The organism is Streptomyces sp. A2-16 (genome assembly GCF_018128905.1).
GTDB lineage: Bacteria > Actinomycetota > Actinomycetes > Streptomycetales > Streptomycetaceae > Streptomyces.
This window is the reverse complement of the sequence record NZ_CP063808.1, coordinates 3,538,912-3,558,403: the sequence shown is the minus strand read 5'-3', so window position 1 is coordinate 3,558,403 and position 19,492 is coordinate 3,538,912. Positions and strand designations below refer to the sequence as shown.

The following is a 19,492-nucleotide window of genomic DNA, read 5'->3' as shown; positions in this document are numbered from 1 at the left end:
CCGGTGGCCCGCGTGCGGCTACGACCCGGGTGCGTCGAGCCCGTAGACCCGTGTGGCCGTGGCCCCGAAGATCCGGGCGTGGGTGGACTCCGGCGTCAACCGGCGTGCGATGTCGAGCACTTCCCCGTACGTCGCCCCGAGCGTGCACACCGGCCAGTCCGAGCCGAACATCACGCGGTCCGGACCGAAGGCGTCCAGGACCGTGTCGGCGTAGGGGCGCAGGTCGTCGAAGGTCCAGGACGCGAGGTCCGCCTCGGTGACCATGCCGGAGAGCTTGCAGACGGTGTTGGGGAGGGCGGCGAGGGCACGGACGTCGGTCGCCCAGGGTTCCAGGGCGCCGGAGGCGATGGGGGGCTTGCCCAAGTGGTCCAGGACGAAGGTGAGTCGGGGCAGTGCCTCGGCGGCCTCGACGCAGGCCGGCAGTTGGTGCGGCAGGACCACCAGGTCGTACACCAGCCCGGCCTCGGCCACGGCGGTCAGGCCCCGGTGGACGTCGGGGCGCAGCAGCCACTTGGGGTCCGGCTCGCCCTGCACCTGGTGGCGGATGCCCTTGAGGTGGGAGCCGCCGGGGAGGGCGCGGAGGCGGGCGAGTTCACCGGCGACGTCGGGGCGGGTGAGGTCGGTCCAGCCGACCACGCCCGCCACCAGCTCGTGTGCGGCCGCCAGCGCGAGGAACTCCGGGGTCTCCTCGGGCACGGTGACCGTCTGGACGAGGACCGTGCGGTCGACTCCCGCCGCCGCGGCCCGCGGTGCGAGGTCCGCGGGCGTGAAGTTCCGCCGCAGCGGGCTGTCCGCGGCGATCCAGTCCTGGTCCCGCACCGACAGGTCCCACAGATGGTGGTGCGCGTCCACGACCGTCAAGGCAGCTCCCACACGACGGGCAGGCCGGCGTCGGCGCCCTCGTCGGAGTAGTCGTGCGCCACGGCGAGGAGTTCGGCCATGCGGGCCTGCCAGGCGACGTTCACCGGGAGCTTCTCCAGTTCGGCGAGGAGGCGGCCGTAGTCCTCGCACTCCAGGACGTGGAACAGGTCGGTGCCGCTGCGCCAGATCGTCCAGGAGGTGGCCCCGGCCGCGCGGATGGCGTCGGTGAGTTCGACGGGGACCTCGCGGTGGGCGGCCTCGTACTCGTCGACGCGGTCCGCGCGGACCTTGGTGTGCAGGGCGACCCTCATGACGGCTCCTCGGTGGTCAGCAGGCCGGTGTCGCGCAGCTCCTGCCAGAAGGCCGGGGGCACCGGAGTCGCGAACTGGTCGGCGGCGTCCCGCACCTCGGCGGCCGAGCGTGCGCCCACCAGGACGCTCGCGACGGCCGGGTGGGACGCGCAGTAGGACAGGGCCGCGGCCCGCAGACCGATGCCGTGGCGCTCGGCGGTCTCCTTCATCCGCAGGGCCCGGTCGAGCAGGTCCCCCGGAACCCGCGCGTAGTCGTACGTCGCCCCCGGCCGCGGATCGGCCAGCAGCCCGGAGTTGAAGGCGCCGCCGATCACCACGGAGACGCCCCGCTCGACGGCGGCGGGCAGCAGTTCGGTGAGCGCGCTCTGGTCGAGCAGGGTGTAGCGGCCCGCGCACAGCACCACGTCGACGTCGGTCTCGCGGACGAAGCGGGTGAGCATCCCGGCCTGGTTCATGCCGGCGCCGATCGCCCCGACGACCCCCTCGGAGCGGAGCTTCTCCAGCGCCGGATAGCCCTCGTGGAAGGCCTGTTCGGCGTGGTCGTCGGGGTCGTGGAGGTAGACGACGTCGACCCGGTCGAGGCCGAGCCGTTCCAGGCTCGCCTCGAGGGTGCGCCGTACGCCGTCGGCGCTGAAGTCCCAGACGCGTCGCCGGGTGGCGGGGACGGCGAAGCCGTGAGCCAGGTCGTCGCCCGAGTCCCCGGTGGGTTCCAGTCGGCGGCCCACCTTCGTGGAGATCGTGAACTCCGAGCGCTGGTATGCCTTCAGGGCCTCGCCGAGCCGCTGTTCCGACAGGCCCAGACCGTAGTGCGGTGCGGTGTCGAAGTAGCGGATGCCGCGCTCCCAGGCGGCGGCGACCGCCTCGTGCGCCTGCTCGTCGCTCACCTCGGTGAAGAGGTTGCCGATGACCGCTCCGCCGAAGGCCAGTTCGCTGACCGGGACCCCGCTGCCGCCCAGGGTCCTCACTGGCCCACCGGCCTCAGACGCAGCCCCTGCATGCCTCCGTCGACGGCGAGGGAGGTGCCGGTGGTGGCGCCGGAGAGCGGACTCGCCAGGTAGGCGATGGCGCCCGCGACCTCGTCCGCGGAGACGAGCCGGCCGGTGGGCTGGCGGGCCTCCAGCGCGGCGCGTTCGGCGGCCGGGTCGTCGGCCTTGGCGAGGAGGCGCCCGATCCACGGCGTGTCGGCCGTGCCGGGGTTGACGCAGTTGACCCGGATGCCCTCGCGGACATGGTCGGCGGCCATCGCGAGGGTCAGGGAGTACACGGCCCCCTTGGTCGCGCTGTACAGGGCCCGCTGCGGCAGACCGGCGGTGGCCGCGATGGAGGAGGTGTTCACGATCGCCGCGTGCGCGGACTCGCGCAGGTGGGGCAGGGCGGCGCGGGCCACCCGGACCATACCGACGACGTTGACGTCCAGGACGCGGTGCCATTCCTCGTCGTCGTTGTCCGCGACGGTGCCCTGGGCGCCGATGCCCGCGTTGTTGACCACGACGTCGAGTCCGCCGAGGTCGGCGGCGGCCGCGGCGACGGCGGTGCGCACCGAGGCGTCGTCGGTGACGTCGGCGCGGTAGGCGAGCAGCGGCTTCTCGACCGAGGACGGGTCCAGGTCGAGGACGGCGACCTGGGCGCCTCGTGCGGCGAGGAGTTCCGCGGTGGCCCTGCCGATACCGGAGGCGCCTCCGGTCACCAGAGCCTTCAGGCCCTCGAAGTCGCTCATGCCGCCTGTCCCTTCTTCTGTGTGTCGCCGGCGAGGTCTTCTGCCCAGAAGGCCCCGTCGGGGAACGTGTACCGGGCGATGGACTCCGGGCGCATGGCCGCCGAGAATCCCGGCGCGGTGGGTGCCGTGTAGTGGCCCTCGCGGATCACCACGGGGTCCAGGAAGTGGTCGTGCAGATGGTCGACGTACTCGATGACCCGGTTCTCGGTGGTGCCGGTGACGGCCACGTAGTCGAACATCGACAGGTGCTGGACGAGTTCGCACAGGCCGACCCCGCCCGCGTGCGGGCAGACCGGCACGCCGAACTTGGCGGCGAGCAGCAGGATGGCGAGGTTCTCGTTGACGCCGCCGACCCGGGCCGCGTCGATCTGGACGATGTCGAGGGCACCTGCCTGGAGGAGCTGCTTGAAGACGACCCGGTTCTGCACGTGCTCACCGGTGGCCACCTTCACCGGGGCGACGGCCCTGCGGATCGCCGCGTGGCCGAGGACGTCGTCGGGGCTGGTGGGCTCCTCGATCCAGTACGGGTCGAACTCGGCGAGGGCCTTGGTCCAGCGGATCGCCTCCTCGACGTCCCAGCGCTGGTTGGCGTCGATCGCCATGCGGATGCCGGGGCCGACGACCCGGCGGGCGACGCGGCAGCGCCGTATGTCGTCCTCCAGGTCCGCGCCGACCTTGAGCTTGATCTGCCGGAAGCCGGCGTCCACGGCCTCGGCGGCGAGCCGGGTGAGCTTCTCGTCGTCGTAGCCGAGCCAGCCGGCGGAGGTGGTGTACGCGGGGTAGCCGGTGGCGAGGAGCTGCGCGGAGCGTTCGGCGGCGCCCTCCCGGCCCCGGCGCAGGATCTCCAGCGCCTCCTCGCGGGTGAGGGCGTCCGTGAGGTAGCGGAAGTCGATCTGGCCGACCAGCCACTCCGGGTCGGCTTCGGCCAGCAGCCGCCACAGCGGCTTGTCGGCGCGCTTGGCGGCCAGGTCCCACACCGCGTTGACGACCGCGCCGATCGCCATGTGCATCACACCCTTCTCGGGGCCGAGCCAGCGCAGCTGGCTGTCGCCGATCAGGTCGCGGTTCAACGTCCCGGGGTCCGCGCACAGTTCGTCGACGGACCGCCCCACCACATGCCCGCGCAGCGCCTCGATCGCGGCGACCTGGACCTCGTTGCCCCGCCCGATGGTGAAGGTGAAGCCGTGACCCTCGTGCCCGTCGGCCGCGTCGGTGCGCAGCACGACGTAGGCCGCCGAGTAGTCGGGGTCCGGGTTCATCGCGTCGGAGCCGTCGAGCTCGCGCGAGGTGGGGAAGCGGATGTCGTAGGTGTCTACCGCGGTGACGCGGGCGGGAGTCGGGGACACGGAGTGCCTTTCGGTCGGGTGCGGGGGGTCAGTCCTGGGCGCGGCCCGTGGTCACACGGGCGATCATGAGGGCGACCAGGATGATTCCGCCGTAGATGGCCTGGATCCAGAAGGACGGCACCTGGGCGAGGGTCAGCAGGTTCTGCACGACGCCCAGGAGGAGTACGCCGGTCAGGGCGCCGAACATGGTGCCCTTGCCGCCGTCGAGGCTCAGGCCGCCGATGACCGCGGCCGCCATCACCGTGAAGATCATGTTGTTGCCCTGGTTGGCGCTGATCGCGCCCACGTAGCCGGTCTGCATGATGCCGCCCACCGCGGCGAGGACGCCCGCGACGACGGACACCCCGAGCACCACGCGTTCGACCCGGATACCGGCCGCGCGGGCCGCGTCCGCGTTGCCGCCGATCGCGTACAGGGCGCGGCCGACCCGGTGGTACTTGAGGATCAGCCCGGCGATGCCGAAGGCGGCCGCGGCCAGCCACACCGAGAGCGGGACGCGCAGGAAGGTGGAGGTGGCCAGGGTGAAGAACCCGTCGGGCATGCCGAACAGGGTCTTGCCCTTGGTGGCGCCCACCAGCAGTCCGCGCAGGACGATCAGCATCGCGAGGGTGACGATGAAGGCGTTGAGCTTGAACCGCACCACGAGGAAGCCGTTGAAGGCGCCGATGGCCCCGCCCACGACGAGGACCGCGAGGAGGGCGAGCGCGGTCGGCCACTGCGTGCCCCAGCCGGACTGGGCGGCAGGCAGGACGAGCAGGGCGCCGACGGCGGGTGCGACGCCGACCACCGACTCCAGCGACAGGTCGATCTTGCCGGTGATCAGGATCAGGGACTCGGCCAGCACCACCATGGCGAGCGCGGCGGAGGCGCCCAGGATGGAGATCAGGTTGCGTTCGGTGAGGAACGAGTCGTTGACGAACGCGCCGATCACCAGGAGCACCAGCAGTGCCGGTACGAGGGCGAGTTCGCGGGCCCGGCGCAGCAGTACGGCGCGGGCGGCCCGCGCGTCCGGGACGCTCACCGGCTTCACCGGCGGGGCCTTGGTGTCAGCCATGGTCCACTCCTTCGATGGAGGCGATCAGCTCGTGGTCGCGCCAGCCGGCCGGGTGCTCGGCGACCACGCGGCCGTGGAAGAGGACGAGGACGCGGTCGCAGCGGCGCAGGTCGTCGAGTTCGTCGGAGACTACGAGGACCGCGGTGCCGTCGTCGCGGGCGGTGTCCACGCGGGAGAGCAGGGATTCCTTGGACTTCACGTCGACGCCCGCGGTGGGGTTGATGAGGACGAGCAGCCGGGGGTCGGAGGCGAGGGCGCGGGCCATGACGACCTTCTGCGCGTTGCCGCCGGACAGGTCGGAGACGGGCTGCTCGGGGCCCTCGGTGTGGATGTCGAGGCGGTCGATGAGCTCGGTGGCGACACCGCGCTTGCGGTCACTGCCGACGAAGCCGTGGCGGCCGAGCCGGTCCAGAACGCTGAGGGTGGCGTTGTCGCCGATGGTCATGCCGAAGACCAGGCCCTGGGCGTGCCGGTCGCGCGGGACGAAGCCGACACCGGCCTTCAGGGATGCCTGCACATCACCGAACGGCAGCGGCCTGCCGTCGAGGTGAGCGGTCCCCCCGGTCGGTGTGTGCAGTCCGGTGAACGACTCGGCGAGCTCGATCTTCCCGCTGCCGCTGATGCCGGCGAGTCCGACGACCTCGCCGCGGCGGACGGTGAGGTCGACGTTCTCGTAGGCGTCGGAGGTGAGGCCGCGGGCGTCGAGGAGGACGGGAGCGGTGTCCTCGACCTCCCTGAGCCGTACGGCCTGTTCGGCGACGGTCTCGCCGGCCATGGCCTCGATCAGGGCCGCCCGGGGCATGTCGGCGACCGGGGCCGTGGTGATCCAGCGGGCGTCCCTGAGGACGGTGACCGTCTGGCAGACCTCGTACACCTCCTGGAGGTGGTGCGAGATGAACAGGAAGGTGACACCGGAGTCCTGGAGCGCGCGCATCCGGTCGAAGAGCCGCTCGATCTCCCGGTTGTCGAGCTGCGCGGTCGGCTCGTCGAGGACGATGAAGCGGGCGCCGAAGCTCAACGCCCGTGCGATCTCCACCATTTGGCGGTCCTCGACCTTGAGGTCGGCGGTGCGCGCGTCCGGGTCGACGCTCACGTCCCAGGTGTCGAGGAGCTCGGCGGCCTCCTTCTTCAGGCTGCGCCAGCTGATGAACCCGCGCCGGAGCGGCTGCCGGTTGATGAAGAGGTTCTCGGCGACCGTCAACTCGGGTACGACGGTGGGCTTCTGGTAGACGCAGGCGACCTTGCTGCGCCAGGCGTCCCGGTCGGTGAGCGGGGGTGCGGGCTCGCCGTCGAAGCGGACGGTGCCCTCGTCGGGGGCCTGGAGGCCGGTGAGGAGGGTGACGAGGGTGGACTTGCCCGCGCCGTTGCGGCCGACGAGGGCGTGGGACTCGCCGGGCAGGACGGTGAGTCGGCCGTCGGCGAGGGCGGTCGTGGGGCCGTACCGTTTGACGACCCCTCGGGCTTCAACCAGTGGGGTGCTCATTTGACCGTGTTGCCCCACAGCTTCGGGTCGTCGACGTTGTCCTTGGTGACCAGGGGCGCGGGCAGCTGGTCCTCGAGGATGCCGCTGGGGAGCTTCACGATCGTGGAGTCGTGGTCGGTCGGGCCGGGCTCGAAGGTCTTCCCCTGCATCGCCGCCTTGATGTAGTACATGCCGTACTTGGCGTACAGGTCGGCGGGCTGGGAGACGGTGGCGTCGATCTCGCCCTTGCGGATGGCGTCGTACTCCTGCGGGATGCCGTCGTTGGAGACGATGGCGATGTGGCCCGCGGTGCCCGCCTTCTTCAACATCCCCTTGGACTTGAGGGTCTGCAGGGTCGGGGCGAGGTAGACGCCGCCGGCCTGCATGTAGATGCCCTTGAGGTCGGGGTTGGCGTTCAGGAGGGTGCCGAGCTGCGAGGCCGCCGTGTCGGACTCCCACTTGGCGGGGATCTCCAGGACCTTCAGCTTCGGGAAGTTCTTCTTCACACAGGCCCGGAAGGCCTCGGAGCGGTCGCGTCCGTTGACGGAGGCCAGGTCGCCCATGATCTGCACGACCTTGCCGGAGGTGATGTGCTCGCCGAGGTACTGGCAGGCCTTCTCGCCGTACGAGACGTTGTTGGCCCGTACGACCATGGCGACCTTGCCCTTGTCGGGGGCCACGTCGACCGCGACGACCGGGACGCCCTTGCGTTCGGCCTGGTCGAGGCCCGCCTCGATGGCGGCGCTGTCGAGCGGGGCGACGACCAGGCCCTTGACGCCCTGGTTGAGCTCGTTGTTGATGTCGGTGATCTGCTGGGAGGGATCGCTGTTGGAGTTGACCGTCTTCAGCGTGTCCACCCCCTCGGACTTGGCCATCCTGGGCACGTAGTCGTTGTACGACTGCCAGAACGGCGAGGTCAGCAGCGGCAGGATCACACCGACCTTGCCGGTCCCGTCGCCTCCCTCGGTGCCGGCGCTGCCGGTGTCCTTGGTGCTGCCGCACGCGGCGAGCACGAGCGAGGCGCTCGCGGCCGCTGCCACTGCGCCGATGAACCGAACTCTGTTCCTCTTCCCCACTGTCCTGCCGGGCATCTGCGGCTCCTCATTGAGCGTCTTCTCGCGTGATCGAGCACGAGTGTGTTCGAGCAATGACGGCATACTTATCAGACCACTCACCCCTGGCAATACCCTCTGGTGGCAGATTTTCCCGTCTTTCGGCCATAGTGGTCCGACCACATCGGCGGCTAGACTGCGGCGGACCCAGTGATGTGGAGGAGTGGCGTGGACGAGACAGCCCCCCAGAAGGGCACCGTGACGCAGCGCGCCATCGAGCAGATCAAGGCGATGATCGGTGAGGGCCGGCTGGAGCCGGGCCAGCGGCTGCCGACCGAGCGTGATCTCGCGGTGCAGCTGGGCATCTCCCGCAGTTCGATGCGGGAGGCGATCCGCGCCCTGACGGTGCTGGGCGTGCTGGAGGCCCGGCACGGCTCGGGCATCTACGTCACCCAGCTGGAGGCCGGCGACCTGCTGGAGACCTTCGGGGTGGTCGCCGACCTGTCCCGGGGTCCGCAGCTGGTGGAACTCCTGGAGGTGCGCCGCATCCTGGAGTCGACGGCGACCGCCCTGGCCGCCGCCCGCATCACGCCCGACCAGCTGGCCGAGGTGGAGAAACACCTCACGGCGATGAACGCCACCGACGACCCGGAGGAGATCCTCGCCCACGACCTGGCCTTCCACCGCGAGATCGCGGTGGCGGCCGGGAACGACACGATGGCGGCGATCCTGGAGGGCCTGTCCTCGCGCACCTTCCGGGCCCGGGTGTGGCGCGGCTACCAGGAGGAGGGCGCGTTCGAGCGAACGCGCCGCGAACATGCCGCGATCCACCGGGCCCTGGTCGCCCACGACCCGGAGGCGGCCCGAGCGGCGGCGGCCGCGCACGTGGGCGAGGTGGAGGAGTGGCTGCGGGCGCAGCTCGCGACATGACCCGACGCGGATCACCGATGCCGGTCGCCGCTGTGTAAAAGGGGGCGGGTCTCCCCGCCCCCTTTGGCTCACGCCCTGCTGAACCGCAGCGTGACCAGCTCGAACGGCCGCAGTCGCAAGGAGACTTCGTTCCCCTCGCTCCGCGGGGCGGGCGCATCGGCCAGAGGCCGCTCCAGCAGGTCCGTCGCCGTGACGCCCGCGACCTCGAACCCGGCCGTGAGCGTGGCCCGCACCCGTCCCCCGTGTGCCTCGTGGAGCCGCACCACCACGTCCCCGCTGCCGTCGTCGGCCAGCTTGACCGCCGTGACGACGACCGCGTCCTGGTCGACGGTCACCAGGGGAGCGACCTCCTCGCCGCCCGTCACCCGCCGCTCCGGCAGATTGATCCGCCAGCCCTCCCGCACCGCGTCCCCGATACCGGCCCCCGGCACCAGCGCGTGCCGGAAGCGGTGGACGCCCTGGTCGGTCTCGGGGTCGGGGAAGCGCGGGGCGCGCAGCAGCGACGCCCGGACCGTGGTGGTCGTGCCCCCGTCGCCGTCGGTGCGGACCGTGCGGGTCACATCGTGGCCGTACGTCGAGTCGTTGACGATCGCCACGCCCCAGCCGGGCTCCTCCAGGTGGACGAAGCGGTGGTTGCAGGCCTCGAACTTCGCCGCCTCCCATGAGGTGTTGGTGTGCGTGGGCCGGTGGAAGTGCCCGAACTGGGTCTCGGAGGCGTACCGTTCGGCGTGCACGTCGAGCGGGAAGGCGAGCTTGAGGAACTTCTCCGTCTCGTGCCAGTCCACTTCCGTGTCGATGAGCAGCCTGCGCTCGTCCGGCGCCAGGGACAGGATCTGGGTGACGCGAGAGGAGCCGAAGGCGCGGGTGATCCGCACGCCGGCGTCCTCCGCGACCACTTCGTCCACGTCGGTGAGGTCGGTGACGGTGTTGCGGTAGAACTCGTCGACGTCCCAGGCGTCCCACATGTTCGGGAAGTCCGGGTGGAGCTGGAGAAGGTTGGCCGTCCGTCCGGGGGCGACGGTCTCGCGGTCGGACTCGATGTCGTACACCGAGACAACCAGCCCGCGGGCGTCGATCTCGACGCGGAGCAGTCCGTTCTCCAGGACATGGCCGCCCGCGGCTCGTGGTGTCACCGCTGCCGCCGTCCGCGCCGCCGGGGCGCCGGCCCCTCCGGCAGGAACCTCGTTGCGGCCGTGGGGAGCCGCGTTGAAGACCAGTTCGCGCTCCCCCTCCCCCGCCGACGCCCGTTGCGCCGCCGCGATGATCCCGTTCAGCTCGGTGGCGACCTCGTCGTACGTGCGCCGGGCCTCCCGGTGCACCCACGCGATGGACGACCCGGGGAGGATGTCGTGGAACTGGTGCAGCAGCACCGTCTTCCAGATGCGGTCCAACTCCTCGTACGGGTAGGGGAATCCGGCCCGTACCGCCGCGGTCGCCGCCCACAGTTCGGCCTCGCGCAGGAGGTGCTCGCTGCGGCGGTTGCCCTGCTTGGTCCTCGCCTGACTGGTGAGGGTGGCGCGGTGGAGTTCGAGGTAGAGCTCGCCGACCCAGACGGGCGGTTCGGGATACTCGGCCTCCGCCTTGGTGAAGAACTCCGCCGGGGTCTCCCAGGCCACCGTCGCCGAGCCTTCGAGGTCGCGCAGACGGGCCGCCTTGGCGACCATCTCCCGGGTCGTGCCGCCGCCTCCGTCGCCCCAGCCGGTGGGAGCGAGGGAGTGCCGGGCGACCCCCTTGTCCTTGAAGTTCCGTGCCGCGTGGGCGATCTCACCGCCCTTCATGGAGCAGTTGTAGGTGTCGACGGGCGGGAAGTGCGTGAAGATCCGGGTGCCGTCGATGCCCTCCCACCGGAAGGTGTGGTGCGGGAACTTGTTCGTCTGCGACCAGGAGATCTTCTGGGTCAGCAGCCACTTGGAACCCGCCGCCTTGATGATCTGCGGGAGCCCGGCGGCGAACCCGAACGTGTCGGGCAGCCACGCCTCCTCGTTCTCGACGCCGAACTCGTCGAGGAAGAACCGCTTGCCGTGCACGAACTGACGGGCCATCGCCTCGGAGCCGGGCATGTTGGTGTCCGACTCCACCCACATGCCGCCGGCCGGCACGAAGCGCCCGTCGGCCACGGCCTTCTTCACGCGCGCCCACACCTCGGGCCGGTGGTCGCGGACCCAGGCCCACTGCTGGGCCTGGGACATGGCGAAGACGAACTCCGGCTCGTCGTCGAGGAGCGCGGTCATGTTGGAGGTGGTCCGGGCCACCTTGCGCACGGTCTCGCGCAGCGGCCACAGCCACGCCGAGTCGATGTGCGCGTGGCCGACGGCGCTGATGCGGTGCGCGGAGGGGACGGCGGGCTCCGACAGGACCGTCTCCAGCCGTACGCGTGCCTGCGCCGCCGTGCCGTTCACGTCCTGGAGGTCGAGGGCGTCGAGCGCCTTCTCCACCGCCCGCAGGATCTCCCAGCGCCGCGTCGACTCCACCGGCAGCTCGGCCATCAGCTCGCCGAGCACCTCCAGGTCGATCACCAGCTGCCACACGGTCTCGTCGAAGACGGCGAGGTCCATGCGCGCCAGCCGGTACTGCGGTTCACCGCCCGCGGTCTCCTTGTCCCCCAACTTCGTGGGCAGGAAGGGGTGGTAGTCGAGGATGACGGGGTTGGAGGCGGCCTCGATGTGCAGGCACACCTCCTCGCCGCCCTCGACGGCGTCCCCGATGCGCACCCACTGGTTGCGCGGGTTGAGGCCCTTCACCGGGGTGCCGTCGGGCCGGTAGACCAGGCCCTCGCACTGGAAGCCGGGCATGTTCTCGTCGAAGCCGAGGTCGAGGAGGGCCTCGACGGTCCTGCCGGACCATGCCTCGGGGACGGTCCCGGTGACGCGGAACCAGCTGGTGCCCCAGGGAGCACCCCAGCGGGCGCCCACCGCGATCGGCTCGGGTTCGGCCGCCAGGCCCTCGGCGACGGGCACCGGCTCGTCGGGCGCGTGCCACACCGCGACCTCCAGCGGCACGGACTCGGGGTACACGGCGGGGCGGAGGCGCTCGTCGAGGACCCGCTTGAGGCGGGCTTCGACCAGGCTGCGGTCGTCATGCATGCGGGGTGCTCTCCAAGGTTCCGGGGGTTACCAGAGGTGGGTCACAGGGTCACCAGGGATGGGTGACGGTCACGGGGTCCGACGAGGTGTACAGCTCCCCCACGGCTCGCAGCTCCAACCGCGCCTGCTGCTCGCCCTGTTCGGGCCGCAGGCCGCCGACGAAACAGGCCCGCTGGCAGGTGCCGCCCAGGAAGCGCCGGGTGCCGTCGGGCAGGAGGCGGTGCAGGGTGTAGTGGCGTACGGCGCCGGGGGCGGGGTTCCAGGCGAGACGCAGATCGCCGCCGGAGGCCGCCGTGACACGCAGGCCGGAAGGCGGCTCGGGGGTCCGGGGCGTGTCGTGCACGGCGAGAGCGCCGAGCCGCCACTTCAGCGCTCCGCCGCCGGTGAGCCGCACGCCGAGCGCGTGGACGGTTCCGGAGAGCCCGGTGAGCCGTACGGTCGAGGTCTGCCAGCCGTCGCCGGAGGACACCGGCACCGGCAGATGGGTGTACGGCGGTGTCGCCCCGGGCGCGTCCGGTTCGGCCGTGGCCACGGCCAGCTCGACGCGCACCTCGCCCGCGTCGGTCCGGTGGGTCAGCTCGACCACCGTGTCGTCGCCGATCGGCAGCCGCGTGGCGTACAGGTCCACGGTGACCGGCTGGTCCACGGAGCCACTGACCAGCACGCTGCTTCCGCCCCGCCAGGCGTCCGCGAAGTCGAAGGAGACGGTCGGCCGTGAGCCCTGCGTCCGCACCACCCACCGCCGTGACGGCAGCCGGTCCTGCAGCCCGAGGTGGTTCCAGGGTGTGTCCGAGGTGACGACCCCCTCCTCGTACCACCGCAGCCCGTGGCCGGTGTTGAACACGCTCGCGAACGGCAGTGACGTGACCGTCGACCGGTCGGCGATCGACACCGCCGGAGCCCGCCAGGCGTCGGTCCCGTCCGGCCGGGACGGATCCAGCGAGCGGCCCGTCCAGAAGCGGTCGTCGGCCGCGTGGAAGTCCTGCGGCGAGCGCTGGTCGGCGGGCAGGTGGTTGCGGGTCCATTCCGGCCGGTACAGCCCGATGGAGGTCACATGCGACTTGTCCCGGGGCACGATCGCGTCCCAGTTCTCCGAGGTGTTCCAGCCGTTCGCCTCCACGTCCACGCCGGCCCACAACTCGTAACGGCTGCGGCCCAGTTGCTGGGCCAGCGTTCCCGAGGACGCCAGGCTGCTCGCGGTCCACCGGAAGTCGACGAACATGTCGTCCGCGGTCTCGAAGAACGCCTGGTTCCGGCTGTTCAGGGCGCCCTGCCAGCTCACCGTCCCGCTCACGGTCATCGAGTCGTACCAGGTCACCCGCTGCCCCCGGGTGGCGCAGAGGGCCTTCAACTCCCGGACGAACCCCAGCATGTTCGCCCCGAGCGCCGCGTCCCCTCCCCCGGTCTCGGCGTTGACGAACCACCCGTCGAAGCCGTACGCCGTGGCGACCTCGACGAGTCGGGCCGCGAGCGGATACCGTCCGGCCGCGTCCTTCTGCACCAGGTCCCGGGTCCACTGCAACTGTCCGCCGTAGGCGACCGGCGGCAGGAAGATGTTCCCGAGGACGGGCACGCCGTGGCGGTGGGCGGCGTCCACGATCGGGGCGTTCGGCGCGAGGATCAGCCCCTCGCCCGACGAGCCGCCCCAGAAGACCAGTTCGTCGACGTAGGCCCAGTGCCCGAAGGCGTAGTAGTCGGAGGTCGCCGAGCCCTGCGAGGGGTTGCCGGCCGTGGGTCCGAAGGAGACCAGCGACTGGATGCGGGCCTGGCCCGCGCGCGCCGTCGTGTTCACGGGGGTCGGGGTGAAGCGGCCGGCGAGCGGTACGGCGGCCGCGTTGAAGGCGAGGTCCGGGTCCTCGGCGGCCCGCCAGGCCTTGAGGCTGCGCCAGGTGATGCCGGTACCGGGGCTGCCGGAGGGCAGGGAGTCCGGGTACCAGTAGGTGGCGTACGGCTGGAGCGCGGTGGCCGCGGCCGCCTTCGCCGGGAGCGCGGGCAGCAGCGCCGCCGCGGTCGCGGCGAGCAGAACCGTGCGTCTGGTGGGGTTCACGAGCGGGTGCCTCCTAGTGGTCCTTGTGGGGTGGGAGTACCTGATCGGATGTGACGACCTCGGTGATGCCGCGCGCGGCCAGGTGGTCCTGGTCGGCGGCATGTGTGTCGAGGACGGTGGTGGGGCGGACGCCGTCGGCGGCCAGCCGGAACCAGGCGTCGAAGACCGGCCCGCCGGGCGCGCAGCGGGAGCGGGAGGCGGGGTCGGCGGGGACGACCAGGGCGGTCGTACGACGCCCGGGTGCGCCCGCGGCCGCACGCGCCGCCCGCTCCAGCACGCGGGCCGTGTCCTTCGGCTTGCGGTCGTTGGTCAACAGGCCGAGGCCGTACTCCAGTTCCGGGAAGTCGGCCAGTTCCCGCGACACGTCGTGGGAGCACCACCAGGTGATGCCCCACAGGTCCTCGCAGTCGAGGGCGTGGACGACTGTGGCCTCGGTGAAGGCGGCGGCGTGCTCGGGCGGCACCAGGGGCGCGGGGGCGCCGACCTCCTGGAGCCAGACCGGGCGGTGCGGGTCGTCGGCCCAGGCCTTGGCGAGTTCGACGAGGTAGGCGGCGTGGTGCTCGGCCGGCACGGAGGCGCGGCCGTGGCGCTGCGCGGTGCCGTTGAACACCCAGGAGTGCACGGCGGTGACGGCACCGTGGCGGGCGGCCTGGGCGGGGGTGAAGGGCTGGTCGTCCTGGTACCAGGTGGCGTCGTACTCGGCGTGCAGGTGCAGCCGGCCGGGGGCGCCCTCCTCGCAGGCGGCGAGCATGCGGGTGAGCCAGGCGTCGATCTGCTCGATGGTGGCCGGGTCGGGGTCGGGATGGGGGCCGGCGGAGAACTGGTTGATCTCGTTGCCGAGCGTCATGCCGAGGAAGTTGGGGCGGTCGTCCAGCGCCGCCGCCAGAGTGCGCAGGTAGGCGGCCTGGCCCTCGACGACCTGCGGGTCGGTGAAGAGGTTGCGCCGGTGCCAGGTCCTGGTCCAGGCCGGCAGGAAGTCGAAGCTGCTCAAGTGCCCCTGCAGACCGTCCACGTTGACGTCGAGGCCGCGTTCGGCGGCGGCGTCGACGAGTCGGACGAGATCCGAGACGGCCCGTTCCCGGATGAGGGTGCGGTTCGGCTGGAAGTACGGCCACAGCGGGAAGACCCGGATGTGGTCGAGGCCCAGGGCGGCGATCGAGTCGAGGTCGGCGCGGACGGAGTCGAGGTCGAAGTCGAGCCAGTGGTGGAACCACCCGACGCTCGGGGTGTAGTTGACGCCGAAGCGCACGGCAGAAGGCATACGGGATCCTTGACTTGGGGTTCGTTCAGCCCTTGACGGCTCCCTCGCCCACCCCGCGGAAGAAGTACCGCTGGAGGCCGGCGAAGAGGGCGATCAGGGGGGCCACGGCGATGACCGTGCCCGCGGCGACGAGCCGCTCGTCGTTCGCGAAGGTGCCGTGCAGATAGTTGAGGCCGATGGTGAGCGTGAACTTCGACGGGTCGCTCAGCACGATCAGCGGCCACAGGAAGTCGTCCCAGGCGCCCATGAAGGCGAAGATCGCGACGACGGCCACCGTGCCCTTCACCGACGGCAGCGCGATCCTCAGGAACCGCTGCCAGACGTTGGCGCCGTCGACGTAGGCCGCCTCCTCGATCTCGTACGGCAGGTTGAGGAAGGCGTTGCGCATCAGCAGGACGTTCATCGCGCCGATGCAGCCCGGCAGGACCACACCGACCAGGGTGTTGTTGAGGCCGAGCTCCCGCATGGTGGTGAACTGGGCGATGATGATGCCCTCCACCGGCACGAGCATCGCCAGGATGAAGGCGAGGGTGGCCGCGCGGCGGCCGCGGTAGCGCAGCCGGGCCAGGGCGTATCCGGCGAGGGCCGAACCGACGCAGTTGGTCACGACGTTGGCGGTGGCGACCTTCAAGGAGTTGAAGGCGTAGTCCCAGACGGGGATGGTGTCGGCGACCCGCTCGTAGTTGTGGAGGGTGGGATGTTCGGGCAGGAAGGACGGCGGGGAGCTGTAGATGTCCTCGGTGGGGCCCTTGAGCGAGGTCGACAGCTGCCAGAGGAAGGGGCCGACGGTCAGGGCGAGAACGGCGAGCAGCAGGACGTATCGCAGCACCAGTTCGCCCGTGCGCACCCGGGTCACGTCTCCGCCCTCCGATCGGCCCGCAGCACCAGCAGCATCAGCGCGACGGTGACGACGAAGACCACGATCGAGATCGCGGAGGCGTAGCCGACGCGGCCCGTGAGTCCGGTGCCGGTGCGCTGGACGAGCATCACGAGGGTGGTGTCCTCGCCGGCCGGTCCCCCGCTCGGGCCGGCCATCAGGTAGACCTCGGAGAACACCTTGAAGGCGGCGACCGAGGACAGCGCCCCGACGAGTGCCATGGTCGAGCGGACGGCGGGCACGGTCACCGTGACGAACCGGCGGACGGCCCCGGCCCCGTCCACCGCCGCCGCCTCGTGCAGTTCACGCGGCACGTTCGCCAGCGCGGCCAGATAGATGATCATGTAGTAGCCGAGGCCCTTCCAGACCGTGACGGCCATGGCGCTCAGCAGGAGCAGCCACTGGTCGCTCAGGAAGCCGATCCGGCCGATCCCGACGGTCTCCAACAGGGAGTTGATCAGACCGCGTTCGTCCAGGAGCCACACCCAGATGAGTCCGACCACGACGATCGAGGCCACGACCGGGGTGTAGAAGGCGGACCGGAAGAAGGTGATGCCGGGGATGTTCTTCTGGACCAGCAGGGCGAGCAGCAGCGGCAGGAGCACCAGCGCGGGCACCACCCCGAGGACGTACAGGGTGCTGTTGCGCAGGCCGATCCAGAACATGTCGTCGTGCAGCAGCTCGCGGAAGTTGGCGAGGCCGACGAACTCCCCCGGGATCAGCGTGCGCTTGTCCGTGAAGGCGTTGACCAGCGTGGAGACGAACGGGTACAGGATGAACGCGCCGATGATCAGCAGCCCGGGCGCGGCGAACAGCCAGGGGCTCAGCGGCCATTGGCGCCGCACCCGGGACACGGTGGACGAGGACATGGTCTATCCCTGCTGCCGGAGCAGCGTGTCGCAGGCCTTGACAGCGTTGTCGAGAGCTTCCTCGGGGCTCTCCTTGCCCTGCAACGCCTTGGCCACCTCGTTGCGCAGGGCCGTCTTCATCTGCTCGCTGAACAGCACCGGCGTGTAGTTGACCGCGTTCTTCAGGGACTTGGCGGCGGCGATCCGCACCCGCGTCTCGTCCGTCCCGTCCTCCTTGGTGAAGTACGGGTCGTCGAGCGATCCCGCGGTGCTCGGGAAGATGGCGACCTTCTTCGCGAAGGACATCTGGTGCTCGGCGTCGGTGACGTAGTGCGCGAAGGCGACGGAGGCGGCCTTCTTCTTGGTCTGCGCGTTCACCATCACGCCCATCACGTACATGTTGACGTGGCCGGTGCTGGTGATCTGGTCGGTGATGCCGATGTTCTTGTACAGGTTCGGCGCCTGCTTCTTGAAGTTGCCGAGGTCCAGGGCGCTGCCGGGGTTCATGGCGACGGCTCCGGTGAGGAACTTCTTGCCGGAGGACTCGGGGGTGGCGGTGAGCGCCTGCGGGTCGAGCGCCTTGGCGTCGTACAGCTCCTTGTACTTGGTGAGGAGTTCCACGCCCTTGGCGTCGTTGAAGGCGAATGCGGTGCCCTCGGGGTTCATGAGCGGGACGCCGTAGCGGCCGAAGTCCTCGACGGTGGGCACGTTGGCGAGGGTGGCTACCTTGCCGTCGCTCTTCTTCGCCAGCTCCAGGGCGTCGGTGAAGAGTTCGTCGTACGTCTTCGGCGGCTGGTCGGGGTCGAGCCCGGCCTCCTCGAAGAGGGACTTGTTGTAGAAGAGCGGGCCGGTGTTGAGGTACCAGGGGAAGGCGTAGGTGCCGGTCATGCCCGGTATCCGATGGCTGGCCCAGGCGCCGTCCAGGTACTCCTTCTTGTACTGTCCGGCCGCCTTGTCTAGGTCGAGCGCGAGGCCGGCCTTGGCGAGGGGCGCGACCAGGTCCGGGGAGACGTTGACGACGTCGGGCAGGGTGCCGCCGGCGGCGTCGGCGCTGATCTTGTCTGCGTAGCCCTCGGCGGGCTGGTCGATCCACTTCACCTCGGTGCCGGGGTACTTCTTCTCGAAGTCGGCGATCAGGCCGTCGAAGTAGTCCTTGAAGTTCGCCCGGAGATTCCAGGTCTGGAAGGTGATGTCGCCCTCGATCCTGCCTGAGGCGTCACTGGAGCCGCCGTCGTCGCCGGAGCCGCAACCGCTCAGCGGCAGGACGGCACAGACGGCGGCGACGGCGAGGATTCTGCGGGAAATGGGCACGGCGAACAGGTCTCCTTCGCGGCGGAGTTGGCCAACGACGGAGACCCTGCACGTCTCGCCACGGGCCCGTCAATGCATCTCGCACAGCTAATTTGTTTAGTGACTAATGCGCATTAGGTTGACGCAGCTGAACCGCATTAGTGCATACTGTCCGGACATACCGACGGGGGAATGGGGAAACAGCGTGTCAGGCAGACGGTCACCGGCCCGCAGACCCACGATGAAGGACATCGCGCGGCGGGCCGGGGTCTCCCAGAGCGCGGTCTCCTTCGCGCTGAACGGCCGGCCGGGGGTCTCCGAGGACACCCGCGACCGGGTGCGCACGGTGGCCGAGGAACTCGGCTGGCGCCCCAGCACCGCCGCCCGCGCGCTGTCCGGCGAGGGCGCCGCCACGGTCGGCTTCGTCCTGGCCCGGCCGGCCGACACGCTCGGCGTCGACTCCTTCTTCCTCCAGCTCGTCTCGGGGATACAGGAGGTGCTGGCGGAGCGTCATCTCGGGCTGCTGTTCCAGGTGGTGGAGGACGTCGAGGACGAGTGCGCGGTGTACCGGCGCTGGTGGGCCGAGCACCGGGTGGACGGCGTCCTGGTCGTGGACCCGCGCACGGACGATCCACGCACCGGGGTGCTCGACGAACTGGGTCTGCCCGGAGTGGTGATCGGCGGCGCCCCCGACGAACGCCATCCGGGGCTGTCGACCGTCTGGGCGGACGACGCGGGTGCGATGGCCGCGGTCGTGGACGAGCTGTACACCCTCGGCCACCGCAGGATCGTGCACATCGCGGGCCTGCCGGGGCTCGCGCACACCGAGCGCCGCATCCGCACCCTGCGTGCGGAGGCCGAGCGCCGGGGGCTGACGGGGGTGAGGTCGGTGACCACCGACTACTCGGACGCGGAGGGCGCGGCCGTGACCCGCCGGGTCCTGGAGGCCTCCGCTCCCCCGACCGCGCTGATCTACGACAACGACGTGATGGCCCTCGCCGGCGTCGCCGCCGCGACCGAGCTGGGCCACTCGGTGCCCGCGGACGTCTCGGTGGTGGCCTGGGAGGACTCGGCGCTGTGCCGCATGGTGAAGCCGTGGCTGTCGGCCCTGTCCCGGGACAGCGTGGAGTTCGGCCGCACCGCGGCCACGGAACTGACCGCGCTGCTGGACGGCGGGCCGGCCCGGACCGTACGGGTGCCGGTGCCGCGGTTGATCGTGCGGGACAGCACGGGTGCGGCCAGGGGCACCTGAAACCGAGGGGAACCCGGGGTCCCGGCGAGGAGGACGGCCGCGGCGGACCCCGGACGGGCGGCCACCGCCACCGGATCGCCGACGTCCCGGTGCCCCGCCGT

The 19,492-nt window shown here is 71.0% G+C and carries 16 protein-coding genes; 2 read left to right on the top strand and 14 right to left on the bottom strand.

Annotated features, from left to right (window positions below; translation table 11 throughout):
- Window positions 1–18: 18 nt before the first annotated feature.
- Genes IOD14_RS15980 through IOD14_RS15945 form a run of 8 tightly spaced genes read right to left on the bottom strand, consistent with a single transcriptional unit; the run spans window position 19 to window position 7,842 of the window.
- The gene (locus IOD14_RS15980; RefSeq protein ID WP_212670576.1) at window positions 19–861 is read right to left on the bottom strand and encodes an amidohydrolase family protein; all 843 of its coding nucleotides are present in this window, start codon (window positions 859–861) and stop codon (window positions 19–21) included.
- Entirely contained in the window at window positions 858–1,172 is a 315-nt protein-coding gene (locus IOD14_RS15975; protein ID WP_123993811.1) for an L-rhamnose mutarotase, read from the bottom strand. Before IOD14_RS15975 ends, IOD14_RS15980 begins: the two co-directional genes overlap by 4 nt.
- A complete protein-coding gene (locus IOD14_RS15970; RefSeq protein ID WP_212670575.1) occupies window positions 1,169–2,137 on the bottom strand; it encodes an aldo/keto reductase in 969 nt (322 codons plus the stop codon). The genes IOD14_RS15975 and IOD14_RS15970 overlap by 4 nt, the downstream gene beginning before the upstream one ends.
- Window positions 2,134–2,889 carry an SDR family oxidoreductase gene (locus IOD14_RS15965; RefSeq protein ID WP_123993813.1) on the bottom strand — a complete coding sequence of 252 codons (756 nt, stop codon included), beginning with the start codon at window positions 2,887–2,889 and terminating at the stop codon, window positions 2,134–2,136. Before IOD14_RS15965 ends, IOD14_RS15970 begins: the two co-directional genes overlap by 4 nt.
- Window positions 2,886–4,235, bottom strand: a complete 1,350-nt coding sequence (locus IOD14_RS15960) for an L-fuconate dehydratase (protein ID WP_212670574.1) — start codon at window positions 4,233–4,235, stop codon at window positions 2,886–2,888. The genes IOD14_RS15965 and IOD14_RS15960 overlap by 4 nt, the downstream gene beginning before the upstream one ends.
- A gap of 28 nt (window positions 4,236–4,263) precedes the next feature.
- Complete coding sequence (locus IOD14_RS15955; protein ID WP_123993815.1) at window positions 4,264–5,289, bottom strand: ABC transporter permease; 1,026 nt, start codon at window positions 5,287–5,289, stop codon at window positions 4,264–4,266.
- On the bottom strand, window positions 5,282–6,772 hold the full coding sequence (locus tag IOD14_RS15950; protein WP_123993816.1) for a sugar ABC transporter ATP-binding protein: 1,491 nt from the start codon (window positions 6,770–6,772) through the stop codon (window positions 5,282–5,284). Before IOD14_RS15950 ends, IOD14_RS15955 begins: the two co-directional genes overlap by 8 nt.
- Window positions 6,769–7,842 carry a sugar ABC transporter substrate-binding protein gene (locus IOD14_RS15945; protein WP_123993817.1) on the bottom strand — a complete coding sequence of 358 codons (1,074 nt, stop codon included), beginning with the start codon at window positions 7,840–7,842 and terminating at the stop codon, window positions 6,769–6,771. Before IOD14_RS15945 ends, IOD14_RS15950 begins: the two co-directional genes overlap by 4 nt.
- Before the next feature lie 189 nt (window positions 7,843–8,031).
- On the opposite strand from IOD14_RS15945, the gene IOD14_RS15940 reads away from it, so the two are divergent.
- Window positions 8,032–8,733 carry a FadR/GntR family transcriptional regulator gene (locus tag IOD14_RS15940; RefSeq protein ID WP_123993818.1) on the top strand — a complete coding sequence of 234 codons (702 nt, stop codon included), beginning with the start codon at window positions 8,032–8,034 and terminating at the stop codon, window positions 8,731–8,733.
- A gap of 68 nt (window positions 8,734–8,801) precedes the next feature.
- Here the strand turns inward: IOD14_RS15940 and IOD14_RS15935 are convergent, their stop codons facing one another.
- From IOD14_RS15935 to IOD14_RS15910, 6 genes are read right to left on the bottom strand one after another with little or no spacing between them, the layout of a single operon-like run.
- Window positions 8,802–11,816: a glycoside hydrolase family 38 C-terminal domain-containing protein gene (locus IOD14_RS15935; RefSeq protein WP_123993819.1), complete on the bottom strand. Its 3,015-nt coding sequence runs from the start codon at window positions 11,814–11,816 to the stop codon at window positions 8,802–8,804.
- A gap of 49 nt (window positions 11,817–11,865) precedes the next feature.
- Window positions 11,866–13,863, bottom strand: a complete 1,998-nt coding sequence (locus IOD14_RS15930) for an endo-beta-N-acetylglucosaminidase (RefSeq protein WP_212670573.1) — start codon at window positions 13,861–13,863, stop codon at window positions 11,866–11,868.
- 13 nt (window positions 13,864–13,876) lie between these two features.
- Window positions 13,877–15,124 carry a cellulase family glycosylhydrolase gene (locus tag IOD14_RS15925; RefSeq protein WP_212670572.1) on the bottom strand — a complete coding sequence of 416 codons (1,248 nt, stop codon included), beginning with the start codon at window positions 15,122–15,124 and terminating at the stop codon, window positions 13,877–13,879.
- A gap of 25 nt (window positions 15,125–15,149) precedes the next feature.
- Complete coding sequence (locus IOD14_RS15920) at window positions 15,150–15,980, bottom strand: carbohydrate ABC transporter permease (protein WP_212670571.1); 831 nt, start codon at window positions 15,978–15,980, stop codon at window positions 15,150–15,152.
- A complete protein-coding gene (locus tag IOD14_RS15915) occupies window positions 15,977–16,870 on the bottom strand; it encodes a sugar ABC transporter permease (protein ID WP_123993823.1) in 894 nt (297 codons plus the stop codon). The genes IOD14_RS15920 and IOD14_RS15915 overlap by 4 nt, the downstream gene beginning before the upstream one ends.
- Before the next feature lie 3 nt (window positions 16,871–16,873).
- Entirely contained in the window at window positions 16,874–18,160 is a 1,287-nt protein-coding gene (locus IOD14_RS15910) for a sugar ABC transporter substrate-binding protein (RefSeq protein ID WP_123993824.1), read from the bottom strand.
- Window positions 18,161–18,380: 220 nt separating this feature from the next.
- Between IOD14_RS15910 and IOD14_RS15905 the strand changes: the two genes are divergently transcribed.
- Window positions 18,381–19,391 (top strand): LacI family DNA-binding transcriptional regulator, encoded by a 1,011-nt coding sequence (locus IOD14_RS15905; RefSeq protein WP_212673284.1) that lies wholly within the window; start codon window positions 18,381–18,383, stop codon window positions 19,389–19,391.
- Window positions 19,392–19,492: the final 101 nt, after the last annotated feature.

Coding starts and splice junctions, on each gene's coding strand:
- IOD14_RS15965 (WP_123993813.1), bottom strand. CDS start 2,889: ATGAGCGACTTCGAGGGCCTGAAGGCTCTGGTGACCGGAGGCGCCTCC.
- IOD14_RS15950 (WP_123993816.1), bottom strand. CDS start 6,772: ATGAGCACCCCACTGGTTGAAGCCCGAGGGGTCGTCAAACGGTACGGC.
- IOD14_RS15915 (WP_123993823.1), bottom strand. CDS start 16,870: ATGTCCTCGTCCACCGTGTCCCGGGTGCGGCGCCAATGGCCGCTGAGC.
- IOD14_RS15955 (WP_123993815.1), bottom strand. CDS start 5,289: ATGGCTGACACCAAGGCCCCGCCGGTGAAGCCGGTGAGCGTCCCGGAC.
- IOD14_RS15945 (WP_123993817.1), bottom strand. CDS start 7,842: ATGCCCGGCAGGACAGTGGGGAAGAGGAACAGAGTTCGGTTCATCGGC.
- IOD14_RS15905 (WP_212673284.1), top strand. CDS start 18,381: ATGAAGGACATCGCGCGGCGGGCCGGGGTCTCCCAGAGCGCGGTCTCC.
- IOD14_RS15935 (WP_123993819.1), bottom strand. CDS start 11,816: ATGCATGACGACCGCAGCCTGGTCGAAGCCCGCCTCAAGCGGGTCCTC.
- IOD14_RS15975 (WP_123993811.1), bottom strand. CDS start 1,172: ATGAGGGTCGCCCTGCACACCAAGGTCCGCGCGGACCGCGTCGACGAG.
- IOD14_RS15925 (WP_212670572.1), bottom strand. CDS start 15,124: ATGCCTTCTGCCGTGCGCTTCGGCGTCAACTACACCCCGAGCGTCGGG.